Consider the following 16,161-nt stretch of genomic DNA (forward strand, 5'->3'; position numbering starts at 1 on the left):
GGCGCCACCGGCGCTGGCTGCGCGCCGGTGGCCGGAGCGAGCGGCACGTCGGGAACCGGCACCGCGGCGGCGCGCGCAAGCGCCTTGACGGACGCCGCCGAGGGCGCCGGCGGGGCGGCGGGCACGGGCAAGGCCTCGTCCTCGCGCTCGCGCTGCAGGCGTTCCAGCTCGCGCGCGATCCAGCGCCGCCGGTCGTCGGCTTCGGGCAGGAAGCGCCAGCCGCCATGTCCGCGGTACTGGCGCGCCAGCGATACCGACAGCTCTTCCAGACGATCCAGCTCGATCCCGACCGCATAGTCGCCAAAGCCCGCCAGCACGTTCTGGCGCAGCAGATAGACGGCGCCCGCCGCCACCGCGAGGATCGCGAGCAGGACGGAGACGAACAGACGGTGACCGATCGAGATTTTCAAGATGTCGTAATTGGTTGGCGGCGAGCCATTCTAGGGCAAGTTTCGTCCGCCGTCGTCCCCGCGAAGGCGGGGACCCAAGTTTCGATTGACGGCCCATCGAGCCCTCATTAGCATCAGCCGGGTTCATCCATCGGAGACCAGCCCATGCCTCAAGCTTCGCCACGCGCCATCCTCATCGCCGCCGCTCTTGCCATCGGCGCGCCGGCCTTTGCCGCCACCAGAACCGCACCGGTCGCCACCATCGACACCGGCAAGCTGGCGGGTGCAAGCGAGGATGGGGTGGCAAGCTGGAAGGGCATTCCCTTTGCCGAGCCGCCGGTAGGGCCTTTGCGCTGGCGCGCGCCGCAGCCGGCCGCGTCGTGGAGCGGCATCCGCCAGGCCACCGAATACGGCCACGACTGCATGCAGCTCCCCTTCGCCAGCGATGCCGCGCCACTCGGCACGCCGCCGGCGGAAGACTGCCTGTATGCGAACGTCTGGAAGCCCGCCGGCGCGAAAGCGGGCGGCAAGCTGCCGGTCATCGTCTGGATCTACGGCGGCGGCTTCGTCAACGGCGGCAGCTCGCCACCGACCTATACTGGCGCGTATCTGGCGAAGCAGGGCGTGGTGGTGGTCAGCTTCAATTACCGCCTCGGGCGCTTCGGCTTCTTCGCCCATCCCGGCCTGAGCCGCGAAGGCGGCGACAGCCCCGTCGGCAACTACGGCTTCATGGACCAGGTCGCGGCCCTGCAGTGGGTCAAGCGCAACGTGGCGGCCTTTGGCGGCGATCCGTCCCAGGTCACGATCTTCGGCGAGTCCGCGGGCGGCATGTCGGTCGTCACCCTGCTGAGCTCACCGATGGCGCAGGGCCTGTTCGCGAAAGCGGTAATCCTTTCCGGCGGCGATGGCGGCGCGGCGAAGGCGCCCGTGGCTTATGCCGAGCAGGTCGGCGTCAACTTCGGCGTGAAGAAAGGCATTCCGGCGGACGATCCGCAGGCGCTGGCCAAGCTGCGCGCGCTGTCCGCGGAAGAGATCGTCGACGGCATGAACCTCGCCAACCGCGCGCCCGCCAATCCGGCGACCTACCTCGGCCCCTTCACCGACGGCAAGCTGGCGCTCGATCCGAACGCCGCCTTTGCGGAGGGCCGTTTCGCCAAGGTGCCGGTGATGATCGGCGCCACCAGCGCGGACATCGGCGGCAAGACCGGCTTCATGGTCGCCGGCGCGCGCAGCATGGCGGGCACGCTGGCCGGGCAGGGCGTGCCGGTCTACGCCTACCGCTTCTCCTACGTGGCCGAATCGCTGAAGGAGCAGGGCGCCCAGCACGCCAGCGACATCCCCTTCTTCATGGACACCGCCGCCATCAAGTACGCCGGCAAGACCACCGCGCGCGACCGCGCCATGGGCAAGGCGATGAGCAGCTACCTCGTCAACTTTGCCAGGCGCGGCGACCCGAACGGCGGCGGCCTGCCGGCCTGGCCGCGCTACGCGCGCGCCAGCGACGAAATCATGGATTTCGCCGCTACTGGCAAGCCAGTTGCGGGGAAAGATCCTTGGGGAACGGAGATTGACGCGGCACAGACTGCACGCCATTGAAGCCCGGCCTGCCTGCGCACGCGTGAGAAAGTACGCATTTTCTTGCGCCGCTTTTTGATATTGTTGCAAATGTTAAATTTGACGTTGACGAGGACTTTCATGAAGCGGATCGGTGCCTGGCTATTGATGATGTGTTTGCTTGCTGCGTGCAGCGATCCCGACCAGGGGCCGCCGCTGGGCCCGTTCGCCGCCATCAAGAAGACGGAAACCGATCCACCCTTCACCATCGTCCCGCCCTCGTCGCGGAGTCCGGCGCCCTTTACTTACACCAGCAGCAATCCGGCGGTCGCGACCATTGCCGGCAACGTGGTTACCATCAGGGGGCTCGGCGAGACCACCATCGCCGCCGCCCAGGCCGGCACTGGCGGCTGGGGGCCGACCTCGGCCTCGACCACGCTCACCGTCGGCACCGTGGCGTCGGCTTGCGTGGCGCCCGCAACGGTGGTCAACAACCAGTGCACGCCGCCGGCCAGTGATGCGAACCTGGTCACGTCCAACTTCCTGGCCTGGTCGGGCGTGAGCTTTGCGGACAACTGGAACAAGGCCAGCGCCTACTGCGCCCCGATCGTCATCCAGGGACGCAGCGGCTGGCGCCAGCCCAGCGTCGACGAGCTGAAAGCCCTGCAAGCGAGCGGCGCCCTCGTCAACCAGAACTGGACATTGGGAAATACCTGGTCCTCGACCAAGGGCGCCACGGCGAACAGCGCCAGCCATATGGTCGTGAACCTGTCCACCGGGGCTGTTACCGAAAGCGAGGACACGGCGACTGGCTACATCACCTGCGTGCGCTGAGCGGACCAAGCAAAAAATATATTGCAATGTGACAATTGACGCAATTTCGATGCTTATGCATTTGGTATGGTGACGGCCTGTCCAGCAACCGCGCAAGCAGTCCGTCATGATCCTCAAGCAGCACCGCATCGCAGCCGCCGTCCACCTTGCCCTGTTGACCCTGCCGGCCGGCGCGCTGGCGCAGACCGCCCCGGCCGCCTCGGCCGAAGCCGTGTCCGCGAAGCCGGGCGATAAGCAGGCCGACAAGCAGGCCGACAAGCAGGCGAAAAAAGACGCCGCCATCTCGACCGTCGAAGTGAAGGGCGCGGCCAGCAACTACGATCCGCGCCGCGATGATACCGCCAGCAAGACGGTCCTCAACGCGGAAGAGATCCGCAAGTACGGCGACGACAACATCTACGACGTCCTCAAGCGCGCGCCGGGCGTGACCGTGACCGGCAAGACCTTGCGCATGCGGGGCCTGGGCGCCGGCTACACGCAGATCCTGGTCAACGGCGACCGCCCGCCACCAGGCTTCAACATGGACACGCTGACGCCCGACCAGATCGAGCGCATCGAGATCATCCGCGCCGCCAGCGCCGAGTACTCGATGCAGGCGATCGCCGGCACCATCAATATCGTGCTGAAGAAGGTGACCGCCAAGGCCCAGCGCGACCTGCGCCTGTCCGCCTTCCGCTCGCAACAGAGCCGCAACCTGAATGCCGGCGGCACCTGGGCCGACAAGAAGGGCAAGCTGTCCTACTTCCTGAATGCGTTCCTGTACGGCGGCGACAACGCCTTCACCAGCCGCAATGCAGAAAGTTTTGCGCTGCCTTCGGGCGAGGTGGTGCAGGCGCGCCGGTCGGCGTATGACGGCAGCGGCAGCTATCGCGGCGCGGTGTTCTTCCCGCGCCTGTCCTGGAAGTTCGACGATGGCGACGAGCTGAATGTCTCCGGCGGCATCCAATCCAACCGCAATACCTGGGGCGGGGCCTCGCACACGGAAAACCTGGTTGGCAGCTTCGCCAGACCCGACTACATCGAGAACCTGCAGAGCAGCCCGGGCGGCATGACCACCATGCAGGGCGAAGTCGGCTGGATCGCCAAGCTGGCCGGCGGCAAGCTGGACCTGAAGGTGTCCGCGGACCGCAACCGCAACACCAACGACAGCTATTCTGAAATGTTCACGCTGGGGCGCGCCCAGCGCCTGCTGCGCGACTGGGACAGCATCGACCGCGGCCACCGCTACGGCCTGAAGGCCAAATACACGCGTTCCCTGTTCGACGGCCATTCGCTGGCGGCCGGCCTGGATACGAGCGTGCAGGAAAACGAGCAGACGCGCGACCGCCATGACCAGCTGAACCAGGATACGCCGACCCACATCATCGAGACCTTCACGCCCAGGCTCACGCGCCTGGCCGGCTTCGCACAGGACGAGTGGAGCATCGACAAGCAGCTCTCGGTGTATCTGGGGGCGCGCTGGGAAGGCGTGCAGACCGACAGCGAGGCAGTGGGAACGGCGGCCGCGCCTATCGTGACCAGCTCGCGCAGCCATGTGCTCAGCCCTGTGGCCCAGACCCTGTACAAATTCCCGGGCGGCAGCGGACGCCAGCTGCGCCTGGCCTACACCCGCACCTACAAGGCGCCGACCATCGACCAGTTGACGGCGCGCCGCTACGAGACCGCCGTCAACACCCGCTTCGATCCGGATTCGAGCGGGAACCCGGATCTGCGCCCGGAGCTGGCCAACGGCCTCGACATCACCTACGAGCACTTCCTGAAGGATGGCGCGATGCTGTCGGCGAGCGTATCGCGGCGCGCGATCAGCGACTATATCCGTACCCGCCTCGACATCGATGCCAACGGCCGCTGGGTCTACCGTCCGATCAACGACGGCGACGCCCTGGTGCGCTCGCTGCAGCTCGAAGCAAAGACGCCAGGCAAGCTGCTGTCGGATGCCCTCAGCGCTTTCGACCTGCGCGCAAGCTTCAGCCGCAACTGGTCGCGCGTGTCGGCCGTGCCCGGCCCCGACAACCGCCTTGATGGCCAGACCTCGATGTCGGCCACCGCCGGCATCGACTACCGCAAGGGTGACCTGACGCTTGGCAGCAGTCTGTCCTGGCAGAAGGGCGGCTGGGTGCGCATCTCGGAAGCCCAAAGCCAGTTCCAGCAGACCCGCCGCGACCTGGACGCCTATCTGCTCTACAAATTCAATCCGCGCTACCAGCTGCGGGTATCGGCCAACAACATCCTCGGCATGGACAACCCTTCGGACCGCATCTACCAGGATGCATCGGGGACGACGCGCGAGACCGGGTTCTCGCCGGGATCGGTGCGGGTCGGGGCAAACCTGGAGATGAAGTTCTGAGCGTGCAAAAAAAATCCGCCGGCCCTGAGGCCGGCGGGTGAATGCACAGCTGAAGGGGGCTATGCACAAGAGATTGAAGCCAGTCTAACGATCCATCGTGTCAGCTTGATGACAAGGCCGGGCTACTTAATACACGTCGCGCCGGTAACGCCCCTCGGCCGTCAAGCGCTCCACCACCCCGCCGCCAAGTATCTCCTGCAGCGCCTCGTGCACCCCGCCCGCCATCCCCTGCAGGCTGCCGCACACATAAATCGCGGCCCCGTGGTCCACCCACTGCCGCACCAGCACGGCCTGCGCACGCAGCATATCCTGCACATACAGCCTCCTGTCCTGATCGCGCGAAAACGCCAGGTCCAGCTTTTCCAGCCAGCCGGCCGACTGCCAGCCTTCCAGCTCCCCGCGCAGCAGGAAGTCGTGGGCGGCATTGCGCTCGCCGAACAGCAGCCAGTTCTCGCGCACGCCCAGCTGGACGCGCGCGCGCAGCAGGCCGCGCAGGCCGGCCAGGCCGCTGCCGTTGCCGATCAAAAGCATGGGCCGGCGCGCGTTGTCGCCGAGGCGGAAGCGCTGGTGTTCGCGGATGCGCAGGCGGATCGCATCGTCGCTCGATGCGCCTTCGCACAGCCAGCCGGAGGCCGCGCCGGGGCTGCCGTCCTCGTGCCGCTGCAGGCGCACCAGCAGTTCCAGCCGGCCGTCGGACGGGAGCGAGGCGATCGAATATTCGCGCGGATGCTCCGGGTCCGCAGGCGCGCTGACTTGCGCCAGGTCGCCGGCTTCCCATTCGGGCAGCACGGTATCGACCGGCGCCAGCGCCAGGCGGTATAAAGGGCTGCCGGCGCTGCCGGGATTGAGCAGCTCGCGCTCGGCGATGCGCCAGTTCCCATAGGCCGGCGCTTCCCAGTCCGGCGCGTCGTCGGTGCCGGCCAGGCGGGCAAGATGGTGCTGCCAATGTTCGAGGGCGACGGCATCGCCGCGGTCGACGTCGATGCGCTCGAACAGCGGCGTGGCGCCGGCTTTCGCCAGCCAGGCGTCCAGCGCGCGGCCGAAGCCGCAGAAGTTGGCGTAGCTGCGGTCGCCCAGCGCCAGCACCGCGTAGTGCAGGTGAGCGAGATCGGCGCCGTCCGCCATCAGGCGCTCGGCGAAGCGGGCGGCCGTGTCGGGCGCGTCGCCTTCGCCATAGGTGCTGGCGATGAACAGGATGCGGGTGGCGCCGCGCAGGCTGGCGTCGTCGAGGCTGGAGATGCAGGCCGCGCGCGCCGCCAGGCCGCCGGTGGCGAGCAGGTCGGCGCTGCGTTTGGCCAGGTATTCGGCGCTGCCGGTCTGGCTTGCGTAGACGACCAGCCAGTCGGCCGGCGCGCCTGAAGCCTTCGACTTCAAACGCGCCGCGCGCAGGTAGTTCGCGCACATCGCCAGCCAGGCGCCGGACAGCAGGAGGGCGCTGCCCCAGCGCAGCGGTTCGATCGTCATCATCATTGCAGCAGTTCGCGCCAGGCGGGGGTGTCGACTTCGTGCAGGCCGTCGTCGGAGCGTATTAAATACCGTGCCGCGATGCCGCGCTGGGTGGCGAAGGGCAGGCCGGCTTCCACGCCCATCACGGTCAGCGCGGTGGAAAGGGCGTCGGCCGCCATGCAGGTCGGGGTCAGCACCGTCACCGAGGCGACGTTGTTGGCGATCGGGTAGCCCGTACGCGGGTCCAGCGTGTGCGAGGCGCGCTGGCGCGCATGGTGGAAGTAACGGCGGTAGTCGCCGGAGGTGGCCACCGCCAGGCCGTGCAGGGCGACCGTCGATTGCGGGACTGGCTCAGTTGCAATTCCAGCGACCGCATCGGGCACGCCTTCCAGCTCCACCCACCAGGGCTGGCCATCGAGCTTGACGCCGGCGCCGCGCAGTTCGCCGCCGACTTCGACCAGGTAGTGCTTTATGCCCAGCGCTTCCAGGCGCCGCGCCAGGCAGTCGACCGCATAGCCTTTCGCGACCGAAGAGAGGTCGAGGATGGCGCCGCCGGGCTGGTAGAGACAGCGCTGTTCGCGGTCGAGCCGCGGGCGGCGGCCCTGGCGCTCGGCCAGCACGGCGGCCACCACTTCCCGGGCCGGCGCATAAAAGCCGGCCTGGTCGTAGCGGCCGGTCGGTCCGAAGCCCCACAGGTTCACCAGGCTGCCGGCCGCCGGGTCGTAGGCGCCGCCGCTGTCTTCGCGCACCGCCAGTGCGTAGTCCATCACTTCGAAGAACTGCGGCGGCAGCTTGTGCCAGCTGCCGGCCGGCGCCCGGTTGTAGCGCGACAGCAGGGAAGCGCCGTCCCAGTGGCTCATCTGCGCGACGATCTCGTCCAGCTCCTGCTGCAGCGCGGACTGCAGGTCGCCCTGCCACTCGGGCGGCAGCATCATGCGGGCCGACCAGTCCGTGCCCATCGAGGTCCCGCCCAGCGTGTGCAAACGGCAGCCGGCGGCGGGCGTAGCGGGGTCGATCTCGAGTGGAACCAGTACGGCGCGCATCGTGAAAGCTTTACTCCGGCAGGATCTCGAGCGTGGCCGAGTAGCTGTAGCGCTTGGCATCGGCCGGACCGTCGGCGCCCGGGCCCTTCGGCGCGTTGGCCGGCCAGGCGGCGCTCAGCCAGTACATGTTCGGCGCCGGCAGGGTGAACGTGACTTCGCCCCTGGCGTCGGTGCTGAGGCGCACTTCGTTGATCGTGCCGCGGTACTTGACGCCGCCCGGGACCAGGCTGAACGGGAAGTTGGCCAGCGGCTTGCCGTCCAGCTGGAAGCGGAAGGTGGCCTTTTCGCCGGCGCGCAGTTCGGTCGGGTGGGTGACCGGCACCAGTTCGAGGCCGGTGTTCAGCGGCTTGAGGGCGCCGGTGCTCGGCTTGTTCAGGGTGACGAAGGTGTCCTGGCGCTGGACCACGGTGGTGCGCTTGACGTCGGTGGCGCCGGCCGGGACTTCCTTGTCGGCGTTCCGCGCGGTGGCGCGGAAGCGCTTCATCTCGCCGTTCAGCTTGTAGCTGCCCATGACGTTGGTCGCGGCCAGGGTGACGCGGTAGGTGCCGTCCTTCGGCAGCTTGAGGTCGACGCTGGAGCGGAACTTGCCGACCGTGGCTGCGGGCGCCAGGCTGGTCTGGCCGTCCGGATCGGTGACGGTCAGGCCGTCCATGCGCAGCGGCATGTGATCGACGTTGAACAGGCCTTCGGAGACGGCGCCGTCGATCGTGACCCAGGCTTCGCGCTCGGTCTCGATGAAGGTGCTGGTCGGGAGCATCCACGGACGGTGGGCCTGGGCGGCGCAGGCAATGCCGGCCAGGGCAAGGGCGATGGCGAACTGCTTCATGAATTTGGCTTGCATGCTGTACCCCTTATTGGACCGACACAGAAACCGCGCCCAGCTCTTCCTTGCCGGCGCTTGACGCGGCCAGCTTGCCCTTGGCCGGCCAGGTGAAGGGCACGCGCACCAGTTCGCGGCCGCCGGCTTCGCGGGCGGCTTCGATGACCAGTTTGTAGTCGCCGGCCGGCAGCTTGTCCAGGCCGGCCTTGGCGGAGGCGAAGCTCAGGGTCTGCACGCCCGCCGGGCGGGTCGCGCCGGAGACGCCGTCCATCGGCAGCTCGACGTCGCGGCCGGCCTTGCGCCACCAGGTGCGCAGGTCCTTGACCCACTTGGTGCCGGCGTTGTCCTTCTTCTTGACGTCGTACAGCACCGCAAGAGTAGAAGCGACAGTCTGGTCGCCGCGCTCGATCCAGATCGCGACATAGGGCTTGTGGTACTCGGCCACGTTCAGCTGCGGCAGTTCGAACTTGACGGTCAGGTCGGCGGCCAGGGCGCCGTTGGCGACCAGCGGGAGAGCCAACGCGAGCGAGTGGGACAGTTTCATGAGCAAGCTTTCAAGGTGGATTAATGAACGAACAGCAGGGCCAGCACGATGGGCAGCACGATCCCGAAGCCGATCACCGGCCAGGTCGAGGGCCGGTTGGCGGCGTGGTATTTCAGGATCAGGAAACCGGTGATGCAGAACACCAGGCAGGCGCCGGCGAAAATGTCGATGAACCAGCTCCACACGGCGCCGGCGTTGCGGCCCTTGTGCATGTCGTTGAGCCAGGAGATCCAGCCGCGGTCGGTCTTTTCGTACTCGGCCTGGCCGTCGACGCCGATGCGCAGCCAGGCGTCGCCGCCGGGACGGGGCAGGGGCACGTAAGCGTCTTCCTCGCTCCACTCGGCGCTCACGCCGCGCACGTCGACCGGAAAGGTCTTGTTGGCCCAGCTCGCCAGCTCGTTCGGCAAGGCCACCCTGGCGTCGACGTGGCTTTCGGCGAAGGCGGCCAGCTTGTCGCGCAGCGGCGCGGGCAGCTGGGCCTTCTGGCGCGTCACGGCCGGCTTGGCCTCGATCTGGGCGGCGTGGTTCAGCGTGAAGCCGGTGATGCTAAATAGAAGCATCGCCATCAGGCAGATGGCGGAACTGATCCAGTGCCATTGATGCAATTGGCGCAGCCAGACGGCGCGGCGCGCTCCCGGCAGGGCGGCTTGTGGGGTCGAAGATGTTGAACTGGTCGGCTGCATAAGGTAAATGATAACGATTATCATTTAACTGGTCAATAAGCGGTCAACTCAGCAGTTTAGATGCCACACAGTAACAAATAAAAACAACTCTGCTTCCTGCCGTGCTCGACGCCTTGCGTTACAATATCGTGCGCCAAAAGGCTGCCCAGTGGCCTGCTGTAGAGTCCTTCCCCCACAACTTGAGTAGTAGTGCGATCCGCTAACCGGTCAGGCCGTGTCGCGGAAGGTTAGATTAACCCGCCCTAAAATCGCGAAGCGCGAAGAAAGGTGAGCAAGAATGATGCAACAATACGAAGCCAACTCGTACCTGTTCGGCGGTAATGCGCCGTACGTGGAAGAGTTGTATGAAGCCTACCTGAACAACCCGGGCTCGGTGCCGGACAACTGGCGCGCCTATTTCGACGCAATGCAGCACATGCCTGCCGTCGATGGCACCGCCAAGCCGGACGTGGACCACTCCTCGGTCATCGCCTCCTTTGCCGAGCGCGCCAAGCAGGGTCCGATCCGCACCGTCACCGCCTCGCCGGATGCTGAACTGGGTCGCAAGCGCGTCTCCGTGACCCAGCTGATCGCCGCCTACCGCTACCTCGGCTCGCGCTGGGCCAACCTGGACCCGCTGCAGCGCCAGGAGCGCCCGCCGATCCCGGAACTGGATCCGGCCTTCTACGGTTTCACCGAAGCCGACCTCGACACCAAATTCAACATCAGCAACACCTACTTCGGCCAGGAGACCGCATCGCTGCGCGACCTGCTGAACATGTTGCGCGATACCTACTGCCGTTCCGTCGGCGCTGAGTTCATGTACGTCAGCGACCCGACCGAAAAGCGCTGGCTGCAGGAAAAGCTGGAATCGATCCGTTCGACCCCGGCCTTCACCGCAGAAAAGAAAAAGCACATCCTCGAGCGCCTGACCGCGGCCGAAGGCCTGGAGCGCTACCTCCACACCAAGTACGTCGGCGCCAAGCGCTTCTCGCTGGAAGGCGGCGAGTCCTTCATCGCCTCGATGGACGAAGTGATCCAGCGCGCGGGTGAGCAGGGCGTCCAGGAAATCGTGATCGGCATGGCCCACCGCGGCCGCCTGAACGTCCTGGTCAACACCCTGGGCAAGGCCCCGTCCGAGCTGTTCGAAGAATTCGAAGGCAAGCACGCCGACGACCTGCCGGCAGGCGACGTGAAATACCACCAGGGCTTCTCGAGCGATATCTCGACCCCGGGCGGCCCGGTCCACCTGTCGCTGGCGTTCAACCCGTCGCACCTGGAAATCGTGAACCCGGTGGTCGAGGGTTCCGTCAAGGCGCGCATGGAACGCCGCGGCGACCGCCAGGGCAAGGAAGTCCTGCCGATCCTGGTGCACGGCGACGCCGCATTCGCCGGCCAGGGCGTGGTCATGGAAACCCTGAACCTGGCCCAGACCCGCGGCTACGGCACCGGCGGTACGGTCCACATCGTCATCAACAACCAGATCGGTTTCACCACCTCGGACCCGCGCGACGCCCGTTCGACCATCTATTGCACCGACGTGGTGAAGATGATCGAAGCACCGGTGCTGCACGTGAACGCCGACGATCCGGAAGCCGTCGTGCTGGCCACCCAGATCGCGATGGATTACCGCACCGAGTTCCATAAGGACGTGGTGGTCGACATCGTCTGCTACCGCAAGCTGGGCCACAACGAGCAGGACACCCCGGCCCTGACCCAGCCGCTGATGTACAAGAAGATCGCCAAGCACCCGGGCACCCGCAAGATGTACGCGGACAAGCTGGCTGCGCAGGGCACCATCGCCGCTGACGGCGGCGACCAGATGGTGGCCGAGTACCGCAACGCCATGGACGCCGGCAAGCACACCATCGATCCGGTCCTGACCGACTTCAAGAACAAGTACGCCGTCGACTGGGCGCCGTTCCTGAACAAGAAGTGGACCGACGCTGCCGACACCGCGGTGCCGCTGACCGAGCTGAAACGCCTGGCGCAGCGCATCACCACCGTGCCGGAAAACTTCAAGCTGCACTCGCTGGTCGAGAAGGTGCTGGGCGACCGTTCCAAGATGGGCCAGGGCGAGATGAACCTCGACTGGGGCATGGGCGAACACCTGGCCTACGCCTCGCTGCTGTCGTCCGGCTACGCGGTCCGCCTGTCGGGCCAGGACGCCGGCCGCGGCACCTTCGTGCACCGCCACGCCGTGCTGCACGACCAGAACCGCGAGCGCTGGGACCAGGGCATCTACCTGCCGCTGGCGAACGTGTCGGACAACCAGGCCAACTTCACCGTCATCGACTCCGTGCTGTCGGAAGAAGCGGTGCTGGGCTTCGAATACGGCTATTCGACCGCCGAGCCGAACACGCTGACCATCTGGGAAGGCCAGTTCGGCGACTTCGTCAACGGCGCCCAGGTCGTCATCGACCAGTTCATCGCTTCGGGCGAAGTCAAGTGGGGCCGCGCCTCGGGCCTGGTGCTGATGCTGCCGCACGGTTACGAAGGCCAGGGCCCGGAGCACTCGTCGGCGCGTATCGAGCGCTTCCTGCAGCTGTGCGCAGACCACAACATGCAAGTCGTGCAGCCGACCACCGCCGCCCAGATCTTCCACCTGCTGCGCCGCCAGATGGTGCGCCAGTTCCGCAAGCCGCTGGTGATCTTCACGCCGAAGTCGCTGCTGCGTAACAAGGACGCCGGCTCGCCGCTGACCGACCTGGCCAAGGGCGGCTTCCAGACCGTCATCCCGGAACTGGACGACAAGATCGACGCCAACAAGGTCAAGCGCGTGCTGGTCTGCTCGGGCAAGGTCTACTATGACCTGGTCAACACCCGCAAGACCCGCAATGCGAACGACACCGCGATCGTGCGTATCGAGCAGCTGTACCCGTTCCCGCACAAGGCATTCGTCGCCGAACTGAAGAAGTTCCCGAACGCCACCGAAGTCGTGTGGGTGCAGGACGAGCCGCAGAACCAGGGTCCGTGGTTCCAGATCCAGCACAACCTGTTCGAAAGCATGGAATCGGGCCAGCGCCTGTCGTACGCCGGCCGTCCTGCTTCCGCTTCGCCGGCCGTCGGTTACGCCGACAAGCACGTGGCGCAGCAGAAGGAACTGCTGGAAACCGCATTCTCGAAGTTGAAGGGGTTCATCCTCACCAAGTGAGGCTGAGGGGCGCCGAACGCTCGCGCGTCCGGCTCCTGACCAAATAATTAGCTAATAGCCAAGAGCACCCCGCGCCGTGAACGATGGCGCGGGGTTTTCGAAGAAAAAATATACGGAGTTTTAAATGGCACAAATCGAAGTCAAGGTTCCCCAACTGTCGGAATCGGTTGCTGAAGCGACCCTGCTGTCGTGGCACAAGAAAGTCGGCGAATCCGTTTCGCGCGACGAGAACATGATCGACATCGAGACCGACAAGGTGGTCCTGGAACTGCCGGCCCCGAGCGCCGGCGTGATCGTGCAGCTGATCAAGGGTGACGGCGCGACCGTCGTCGCCGGCGAAGTCATCGCCATCATCGATACCGAAGCATCGGCCCAAACCAGCCCGATCGGCATCACCTCGGCCCCGGTCGCCAACGCACCGGCAGCCGCACCGGCGCCGCAAGCATCGGCCGCATCGACCGGCAGCAAGGGCGACGTCGCCATGCCAGCCGCCGCCAAGATCCTGGCCGACAACAACCTGAGCACCGCCGATGCCACCGGCACCGGCCGTGACGGCCGCGTGACCAAGGGCGACGCCCTGGCCGCCGTCGCCAACAAAGGCGTGGCGCCGGCAGCCCCGGCACCGCTGCAGCAGCAAGCTGCCAAGCCGGCCCTGCAGCAAGTCGCTGCCCCGGCCCCGGCCAACCTGGGCGACCGTCCGGAAGAGCGCGTGCCGATGAGCCGCCTGCGCGCCCGTATCGCCGAGCGCCTGCTGCAGTCGCAGTCGACCAACGCGATCCTGACCACCTTCAACGAAGTCAACATGAAGCCGGTCATGGACCTGCGCGCCAAGTACAAGGACAACTTCGAGAAGCAGCACGGCGTCAAGCTGGGCTTCATGTCCTTCTTCGTCAAGGCCGCCGTGCACGCGCTGAAGAAGTACCCGATCCTGAACGCTTCGGTCGACGGCAACGACATCATCTATCACGGCTACTTCGACATCGGTATCGCTGTCGGCTCGCCGCGTGGCCTGGTGGTGCCGATCCTGCGCAACGCCGACCAGATGTCGATCGCCGACATCGAGAAGAAGATCGGTGAATTCGGCCAGAAAGCCAAGGAAGGCAAGCTGACCCTGGAAGACCTGACCGGCGGCACCTTCTCGATCTCGAACGGCGGTACCTTCGGCTCGATGCTGTCGACCCCGATCATCAACCCGCCGCAGTCGGCCATCCTGGGCGTGCACGCGACCAAGGACCGCGCCGTCGTCGAAAACGGCCAGATCGTGATCCGTCCGATGAACTACCTGGCGATGTCCTACGACCACCGCATCATCGACGGCCGCGAAGCCGTGCTGGGCCTGGTGGCCATGAAGGACGCGCTGGAAGATCCGGCACGCCTGCTGCTGGACCTGTAAATCTCACCTCGGGAAGGGGGCCTGTCATGATTGCGGATGAACTGAAACGTTTGCACGAACTGCACCAGGCCGGCGCCCTGACCGACGCCGAATTCGAACAGGCCAAGGCGAAGATCCTGTCCTCGTCAACCGTGAACCTGAACAAGGGCGCGTCGGCGGCGGGCGATGGGAGCTTCGCCTCCGAGCTGAACATGCTGCGCCGCTCGCGCACCGACCGCTGGGTCGGCGGCGTGTGCGGCGGCCTGGGCAAGGTCTCGGGCGTGGATTCGTGGGTGTGGCGGCTGGTCTTTGCGCTGTTCACCTTCACGTTCGGATTCGGGGCGGTGATTTATTTGCTGCTGTGGATCTTCGTACCGGAAGAATAATTTAACCGTCGTACCCGCAAATAGTTAACGTCGTCCCCGCGCAGGCGGGGACCCAAGTTCTGCGAGCGCAGTCGAAATGCGTGCAAACTTGGATCCCCGCCTTCGCGGGGACGACGGAAAAGGGTACGAAAAAGGAAAGAATAATGAGCGAACAACAATTTGACGTCGTCGTGATCGGCGGCGGTCCCGGCGGCTATGTGGCCGCCATCCGCGCTGCCCAGCTGGGCTTCAAGGTGGCCTGCATCGACGAGGCGACCAATGCCAAGGGCGGTTCGGCCCTCGGCGGTACCTGCACCAACGTCGGCTGCATCCCGTCGAAAGCGCTGCTGCAATCGTCGGAACACTTCGAGCACGCCGGCCACGGCTTCAAGGAACACGGCATCAACGTGCAAGGCCTGGAGCTGGACCTGGGCGCCATGCTGAAGCGTAAGGATGGCGTGGTCAAGGCCAACAACGACGGCATCGTCTACCTGTTCAAGAAGAACAAGGTCACCTTCTTCCACGGCCGCGGCACCCTCGCCGGCAAGGCTGGCGAAGGCTTCACCGTGAACGTCTCGGGCAAGACCGCCGACACCATCACCGCCAAGAACGTGATCGTCGCCACCGGCTCGAACCCGCGCGAACTGCCGGGCACCCCGTTCGACGAGAAAATCGTCCTGTCGAACACCGGTGCACTGGCCATCGACGCCGTCCCGGCCAAGCTGGGCGTGATCGGCGCCGGCGTCATCGGCCTGGAAATGGGCTCGGTGTGGCGCCGCCTGGGCGCGCAAGTCACCGTGCTGGAAGGCCTGCCGGCCTTCCTGGGCGCGGTCGACCAGCAGATCGCCAAGGAAGCGCAGAAGGCCTTCACCAAGCAGGGCCTGGCCATCCACCTGGGCGTGAAGATCGGTAACATCGTCAAGGGCGACAACAGCGTCACCGTGGAATACGCCGACTCGACCGGCGCCGCGCAGACCGCCACCTTCGACCGCCTGATCGTCTCGATCGGCCGCGTGCCGAACACCATCGGCCTGGGCTTCGAGTCCGTCGGCCTGCAGCTCGACGAGCGCGGCTTCATCGCCGTGGACGATGAGTGCCGCACCGCCGTCCCGGGCATCTGGGCAGTGGGCGACGTCGTGCGCGGCCCGATGCTGGCGCACAAGGCGGAAGAAGAGGGTGTCGCGGTTGCCGAGCGCATCGCCGGCCAGCACGGCCACGTCAACTTCAACACGATTCCGTGGGTGATCTACACCTCGCCGGAAATCGCGTGGGTCGGCCGCACCGAAGAGCAGCTGAAGAAGGACGGCGTCGCCTACAAGGCCGGCACCTTCCCGTTCATGGCCAACGGCCGCGCGCGCGCGCTGGGCGACACCACCGGCATGGTCAAGGTGATCGCCGATGCCGCCACCGACGAGATCCTGGGCGTCCACATCGTGGGCCCGGTCGCTTCCGAACTGATCTCGGAAGCCGTGGTGGCGATGGAGTTCAAGGCCTCGGCCGAAGACATCGCCCGCATCTGCCACGCGCACCCGACCCTGTCCGAAGCGACCAAGGAAGCCGCGCTCGCCGTCGACAAGCGTTCGCTGAACTTCTAATCCGGTCCATGTGACCGATATGTGGGGTGGGCGGCC

12 protein-coding genes and 1 pseudogene are annotated in these 16,161 nt (G+C 66.2%); 7 read left to right on the forward strand and 6 right to left on the reverse strand.

Features of this window, described 5'->3' with window-relative positions; all coding sequences use genetic code 11:
- Positions 1 to 410 (reverse strand): annotated as a pseudogene (locus LQV39_RS24850) (hypothetical protein); the annotation flags it as partial.
- 144 nt (positions 411 to 554) lie between these two features.
- Here LQV39_RS24850 and LQV39_RS24855 point away from each other — a divergent pair.
- From LQV39_RS24855 to LQV39_RS24865, 3 genes are all read left to right on the forward strand, one after another.
- On the forward strand, positions 555 to 1,985 hold the full coding sequence (locus tag LQV39_RS24855) for a carboxylesterase/lipase family protein (protein WP_230029871.1): 1,431 nt from the start codon (positions 555 to 557) through the stop codon (positions 1,983 to 1,985).
- A gap of 99 nt (positions 1,986 to 2,084) precedes the next feature.
- Positions 2,085 to 2,777: a DUF1566 domain-containing protein gene (locus LQV39_RS24860; protein WP_230029872.1), complete on the forward strand. Its 693-nt coding sequence runs from the start codon at positions 2,085 to 2,087 to the stop codon at positions 2,775 to 2,777.
- A gap of 106 nt (positions 2,778 to 2,883) precedes the next feature.
- Complete coding sequence (locus tag LQV39_RS24865) at positions 2,884 to 5,124, forward strand: TonB-dependent siderophore receptor (protein ID WP_230029873.1); 2,241 nt, start codon at positions 2,884 to 2,886, stop codon at positions 5,122 to 5,124.
- Positions 5,125 to 5,250: 126 nt separating this feature from the next.
- Here the strand turns inward: LQV39_RS24865 and LQV39_RS24870 are convergent, their stop codons facing one another.
- The 5 genes from LQV39_RS24870 to LQV39_RS24890 are packed head-to-tail and all read right to left on the reverse strand — an operon-like array spanning position 5,251 to position 9,660.
- Positions 5,251 to 6,594 (reverse strand): sulfite reductase subunit alpha, encoded by a 1,344-nt coding sequence (locus tag LQV39_RS24870; protein WP_230029874.1) that lies wholly within the window; start codon positions 6,592 to 6,594, stop codon positions 5,251 to 5,253.
- A complete protein-coding gene (locus LQV39_RS24875) occupies positions 6,591 to 7,613 on the reverse strand; it encodes an FAD:protein FMN transferase (protein ID WP_230029875.1) in 1,023 nt (340 codons plus the stop codon). Before LQV39_RS24875 ends, LQV39_RS24870 begins: the two co-directional genes overlap by 4 nt.
- Before the next feature lie 10 nt (positions 7,614 to 7,623).
- The gene (locus LQV39_RS24880; RefSeq protein WP_230029876.1) at positions 7,624 to 8,454 is read right to left on the reverse strand and encodes a DUF4198 domain-containing protein; all 831 of its coding nucleotides are present in this window, start codon (positions 8,452 to 8,454) and stop codon (positions 7,624 to 7,626) included.
- 10 nt (positions 8,455 to 8,464) lie between these two features.
- On the reverse strand, positions 8,465 to 8,977 hold the full coding sequence (locus LQV39_RS24885; protein ID WP_230029877.1) for a DUF2271 domain-containing protein: 513 nt from the start codon (positions 8,975 to 8,977) through the stop codon (positions 8,465 to 8,467).
- Positions 8,978 to 8,997: 20 nt separating this feature from the next.
- Positions 8,998 to 9,660 carry a PepSY-associated TM helix domain-containing protein gene (locus LQV39_RS24890; protein WP_230029878.1) on the reverse strand — a complete coding sequence of 221 codons (663 nt, stop codon included), beginning with the start codon at positions 9,658 to 9,660 and terminating at the stop codon, positions 8,998 to 9,000.
- Positions 9,661 to 9,937: 277 nt separating this feature from the next.
- Between LQV39_RS24890 and LQV39_RS24895 the strand changes: the two genes are divergently transcribed.
- The 4 genes from LQV39_RS24895 to lpdA all read left to right on the forward strand — a co-directional run bounded on the left by LQV39_RS24895 (position 9,938) and on the right by lpdA (position 16,125).
- Positions 9,938 to 12,793, forward strand: coding sequence for a 2-oxoglutarate dehydrogenase E1 component (locus LQV39_RS24895; protein ID WP_230029879.1), 2,856 nt, complete (start codon positions 9,938 to 9,940; stop codon positions 12,791 to 12,793).
- A 124-nt stretch (positions 12,794 to 12,917) separates the two neighbouring features.
- Complete coding sequence (gene odhB, locus LQV39_RS24900) at positions 12,918 to 14,186, forward strand: 2-oxoglutarate dehydrogenase complex dihydrolipoyllysine-residue succinyltransferase (RefSeq protein ID WP_230029880.1); 1,269 nt, start codon at positions 12,918 to 12,920, stop codon at positions 14,184 to 14,186.
- A gap of 26 nt (positions 14,187 to 14,212) precedes the next feature.
- Positions 14,213 to 14,551, forward strand: a complete 339-nt coding sequence (locus LQV39_RS24905; protein ID WP_230029881.1) for a PspC domain-containing protein — start codon at positions 14,213 to 14,215, stop codon at positions 14,549 to 14,551.
- A 143-nt stretch (positions 14,552 to 14,694) separates the two neighbouring features.
- On the forward strand, positions 14,695 to 16,125 hold the full coding sequence (lpdA, locus tag LQV39_RS24910; protein ID WP_230029882.1) for a dihydrolipoyl dehydrogenase: 1,431 nt from the start codon (positions 14,695 to 14,697) through the stop codon (positions 16,123 to 16,125).
- Positions 16,126 to 16,161: the final 36 nt, after the last annotated feature.

The organism is Massilia sp. Bi118 (assembly GCF_918697865.1).
GTDB lineage: Bacteria > Pseudomonadota > Gammaproteobacteria > Burkholderiales > Burkholderiaceae_D > Telluria.

Excerpts from the sequence above, each read along its gene's own strand:
- LQV39_RS24855 (WP_230029871.1), top strand. The coding sequence starts at position 555 with ATGCCTCAAGCTTCGCCACGCGCCATCCTCATCGCCGCCGCTCTTGCC.
- LQV39_RS24860 (WP_230029872.1), top strand. The coding sequence starts at position 2,085 with ATGAAGCGGATCGGTGCCTGGCTATTGATGATGTGTTTGCTTGCTGCG.
- LQV39_RS24865 (WP_230029873.1), top strand. The coding sequence starts at position 2,884 with ATGATCCTCAAGCAGCACCGCATCGCAGCCGCCGTCCACCTTGCCCTG.
- LQV39_RS24870 (WP_230029874.1), bottom strand. The coding sequence starts at position 6,594 with ATGATGATGACGATCGAACCGCTGCGCTGGGGCAGCGCCCTCCTGCTG.
- LQV39_RS24875 (WP_230029875.1), bottom strand. The coding sequence starts at position 7,613 with ATGCGCGCCGTACTGGTTCCACTCGAGATCGACCCCGCTACGCCCGCC.
- LQV39_RS24880 (WP_230029876.1), bottom strand. The coding sequence starts at position 8,454 with ATGCAAGCCAAATTCATGAAGCAGTTCGCCATCGCCCTTGCCCTGGCC.
- LQV39_RS24885 (WP_230029877.1), bottom strand. The coding sequence starts at position 8,977 with ATGAAACTGTCCCACTCGCTCGCGTTGGCTCTCCCGCTGGTCGCCAAC.
- LQV39_RS24890 (WP_230029878.1), bottom strand. The coding sequence starts at position 9,660 with ATGCAGCCGACCAGTTCAACATCTTCGACCCCACAAGCCGCCCTGCCG.
- LQV39_RS24895 (WP_230029879.1), top strand. The coding sequence starts at position 9,938 with ATGATGCAACAATACGAAGCCAACTCGTACCTGTTCGGCGGTAATGCG.
- odhB (WP_230029880.1), top strand. The coding sequence starts at position 12,918 with ATGGCACAAATCGAAGTCAAGGTTCCCCAACTGTCGGAATCGGTTGCT.
- LQV39_RS24905 (WP_230029881.1), top strand. The coding sequence starts at position 14,213 with ATGATTGCGGATGAACTGAAACGTTTGCACGAACTGCACCAGGCCGGC.
- lpdA (WP_230029882.1), top strand. The coding sequence starts at position 14,695 with ATGAGCGAACAACAATTTGACGTCGTCGTGATCGGCGGCGGTCCCGGC.